Raw genomic sequence first — 999 nt, forward strand, 5'->3', positions numbered from 1 at the left:
TTACGGCAGGTAAGAAGATCTAAAACCGTCCACCATGTCTCCGAACATGTGTCCACCATGTCTCCGGTACATACACTCCCAGAGGTAGAGGGGACTGACCGAGGTGTTTTCACAAGTTACGCCGACCTGAATTACCGAGTCGAACTCAGGTTTGAAGGTTTTGCTTCAAATCCATAATCGACTCGGTTCCACAGGTCGATGTCGAGCGCCAGATACCTCGATCGGCCCCCTCTCCCTCCGGGAGAGGGCTGGGGTGAGGGGCTGGATCTCTGCATCGACGAATAATCCAGGCCTTACCCCAGCACAATCAACCGATTCGGCAATTCATTCCTCACCTGCGTCACCGGCACATGCACTTTCAGCAGTTCTCCACACGCCTCGATACAGCTGACAAACCCTTCCAGCGTGCGCCCTTGCCGGACCTGCTCGGTAAACGCCGCGACAATTGCATCCCAGCTCTTGTTGTCCAGCCGTCTGGAAATGCCCTCATCCACCAGAATCTCCACGTACCTTTCCGCCTCGCAAACAAAAATCAGCATCCCGGTACTGCCCACCGTGTGATGCAGGTTCTGTTCAAGAAACTGCCGCCGCGCCAGGTTCGATGCGCGCCAGTGCCGGACACGGCGCGGTACCAGATGGGTGGTGATCTTCGGCAGACGAAACAGCAGGCACAGCACAATGAACAGCCCCCACTGCACCAGCAGCAGACTGCGCAGAGTCAGCCACCCGGTCAGGTAATGCACGAAGCCCGGCACCACCAGCGCCAGCAAACTGGCCCACAGCAGCGGGATGTACGCGTAGTCGTCGGCGCGCGCCGCGAGCACCGTGACCAGTTCGGCGTCGGTGTCGCGCTCGACCCGGGCGATTGCCTCGGCGACTTTGCGTTGTTCGTGTTCAGTCAGTAATGCCATGTCGAAAAGTGCCTGATCGTTATTGTTATGTGCTCACCAGCCGCCCGACGAACCACCGCCGCCGAAACTGCCCCCGCCGCCGCTGAAG

Annotated in this window: 1 protein-coding gene; it reads right to left on the reverse strand. The window is 58.9% G+C overall.

Annotated features, from left to right (window positions below):
* Positions 1-293: 293 nt before the first annotated feature.
* Complete coding sequence (locus AC3WMT_RS30835; RefSeq protein ID WP_103307434.1) at positions 294-911, reverse strand: TPM domain-containing protein; 618 nt, start codon at positions 909-911, stop codon at positions 294-296.
* Positions 912-999: the final 88 nt, after the last annotated feature.

Source organism: Pseudomonas sp. FW305-7, assembly GCF_058786735.1.

Bases quoted from the DNA above. Each gene is read 5' to 3' on its own strand.
- AC3WMT_RS30835 (WP_103307434.1), bottom strand. From the start codon at position 911: ATGGCATTACTGACTGAACACGAACAACGCAAAGTCGCCGAGGCAATC.